The 2,523-nt window shown below is 68.0% G+C and carries 3 protein-coding genes; all 3 read right to left on the bottom strand.

Annotation, left to right across the window (positions count from 1 at the left end):
- Positions 1 to 25: 25 nt before the first annotated feature.
- Positions 26 to 1,651, bottom strand: coding sequence for an IS66 family transposase (gene tnpC / locus EV216_RS17975; RefSeq protein ID WP_132697241.1), 1,626 nt, complete (start codon positions 1,649 to 1,651; stop codon positions 26 to 28).
- A 62-nt stretch (positions 1,652 to 1,713) separates the two neighbouring features.
- A complete protein-coding gene (tnpB, locus tag EV216_RS17970; protein ID WP_132697239.1) occupies positions 1,714 to 2,061 on the bottom strand; it encodes an IS66 family insertion sequence element accessory protein TnpB in 348 nt (115 codons plus the stop codon).
- Entirely contained in the window at positions 2,058 to 2,423 is a 366-nt protein-coding gene (tnpA, locus tag EV216_RS17965) for an IS66-like element accessory protein TnpA (protein ID WP_132697237.1), read from the bottom strand. Before tnpA ends, tnpB begins: the two co-directional genes overlap by 4 nt.
- Positions 2,424 to 2,523 lie beyond the last annotated feature (100 nt).

The following is a 2,523-nucleotide window of genomic DNA, read 5'->3' as shown; positions in this document are numbered from 1 at the left end:
GTAACCGCCCGGTTGATACCGCGGTTTAGGCGGCCTCTGCCTGCGGGGCAGCCATCGGCGCCCAGTTCCAAGGCATCAGTTCGTCGAGCTTGTTGATCTTGTGGTCATGGATGCGATCGAGGATGTCGGTGAGGTAGGCCTGCGGGTCGAGGCCGTTCAGCTTTGCCGTCTCGATGATCGTCATGGCGCGGGCGAGCGTCTCGGCGCCGGTGTCGGCGCCCGCGAAGAGCCAGTTTTTTCGTCCGATGCCGATCGGGCGCAGGGCGCGCTCGGCCGGATTGTTGTCGATGCCGACGCGGCCGTCCTCGAGGAACAGGCAGAAGGACGGCCAGCGGCTGAGGCCGTAGCGGAAGGCCTTGGCCAGGTCGCCCTTGCCCGGTAGGCGCGTCAGCTGCTGTTCCGCCCAGGCCCGGAAGGCCTCGACCTTCGGCAGGCTGTGGGCTTGCCTCGCGGCCAGCCGGATCTCGGCGGGCTTGCCCGTGATGTCGCGCTCGATGTCGTAGAGCGCGCCGATCCGGTCCAGCGCCTCGCGCGCGATCTCTGACCCGGTCGAGGTCCAGACATCGTGGAAGTCGCGACGCAGATGCGCCCAGCAGGCAGCCTCTCGGAACCGGGCGGCCCCATCCGGGCCGGGGTCATAGAGCTTGGCATAGCCCTTGTATCCGTCGGCTTGCAGGATGCCGCGGGTCAGGCTCAGGTGCTCGCGGACGTGCTCTTCCTTCCAGTCCGGGGCGAAGCGGTAGACCGCCCCGGGTGGCGCGGTTCCCGCCCAGGGTCGCTGATCGCGGACGTAGGCCCAGATCCGGCCCTTCTTCACGCCCTTGCCGAGGCCCCGGTCCCGCTGAGACCGATCCAGCACACGGATCGGGGTGTCGTCGGCGTGCAGGAGGTCGCTGGCCAAGACTTCGGCCTCAATCCGGTCGGTCAGCGGCTGGAGCACCTTCATCGCGCGCCCGCACCAGTCGACCAGCGTGCTGTCGGGAATGTCTGCGCCCATGCGGGCGAAGATCTCGTTCAGGCGATAGAGCGGGATGTGGTCGTCGAACTTGGAGACCAGGATGTAGGCCAGCAGTCCGGCGCTGGCCATGCTGCCCGGGATCGGCCTGCTGGGGGCAGGTTCCTGCACCATCTTCTCGCAGCGGCGGCAGGACTTCTTCAGCCGGGCGATCTGGAGAACCTTCAGCTGCGCCATGACCATGTCGAGCATCTCGCTGACATCCTCGCCGACCAGCCGCAGGTCGCCACCGCAGTCGGGGCAGCAGGTGCCGGGATCGAGCTCGCGGCGCTCACGCGGGGTGGAAGCCGACACCCGCGGGCGGCGACGCGGCGCGCGCTCGGGCGCGCCGTTGCCGTCTGCCTCCTGCTGATCCTCGTCGGCGTTCTCCGCGACAGGTCCCGCATGGCACTCGGCCGCGGCGATCAGCAGGTCTTCAAGCGCCAGCTCCAGCTGTTCTATCTCGCGCTCGACCTTCTCGGAGGACTTGCCGAAGGCCTGCTTCTTGAGCTTGGCGATGCGCAGGCGCAGCGTCTGGATCAGCTGGTCGTGGGCGCGGATCGTCGCCGACATCTTCGCGTTCTCCGCCTGCAAGGCGGCGATCATCGCCTTTAGCTGGGCAGGGTCTTCGGGAAGGGTCGCGGCATCATTCGACATGGGACTGACTACCACGGACCAGGCCAGATCTCCATAAAAACAAGGCTGTTCAGGCGGATAAATCACCCAACCCGGGCCGGTGGCGCCCCCCAGTCCGGCCGCCGCCAGTCGATGCCTTCCCAGAGCATCGCCAACTGCGCCGAGGTCAGCCGGGCTGCGCCCTGCGTGGCCGTCGGCCAGGGAAACCGCCCCCGCTCAAGCACCTTGTAGTAGAGGCAAAACCCCTGGCCGTCCCAGTAAAGCAGCTTCAGTCGGTCGCCGCGACGCCCCCGGAAGGCGAACACCGCGCCACCGGTCGGCTTCTGCCGCAACACGTCCTGCGTCAGCGCCGCCAGACCAGCGATGCCCTTGCGCATGTCCGTCGCCCCGCAGGCCAGATACACCCGCACCCCGGTGCCCGGGCCGATCATGCCGCATCCACCGCGCGGATCAGACGTGTCAGCGCCGCATCGTCGATGCTGCTCTCGAACCGGAGCGTGCGCCCCTTCGCGAGGCGGAGCTCGATCCAGGCAGCCGGTGCCGGGCTTGCCATGGGCAACTCCGCCACAGGCGCCATGCCGATCGGCAGAAAGAGCGCCCCCGTATCCGGCGACCAGAGGCCCTTCCGCTTCAGATCATGGCGCCAAGCGTAGATCTGCTGGCGGGTCACCTCGTGGCGCTGCGCCACCTGCGTCACCGACGCGCCACCAACCCCGACCGCGCCTACGATCGCCAGCTTGTCCTCATCATCCCAACGCCGACGCCGTTCAACCCCCAGAACCTCGCCACGCATGACCCCTCCGCGCATAAGGGACGTCGTTACCGACGTCGCTATGCACGTGTCTTAGGCCATCAAGCCCCACGCAGGCAGGCGGTGGCAATCGGGCGGTTAC

The sequence above is a fragment of the Rhodovulum steppense genome (assembly GCF_004339675.1).
GTDB lineage: Bacteria > Pseudomonadota > Alphaproteobacteria > Rhodobacterales > Rhodobacteraceae > Rhodovulum > Rhodovulum steppense.
Note: the sequence above shows the minus strand (reverse complement) of the source record. Positions and strands in the feature narration are given on the sequence as shown.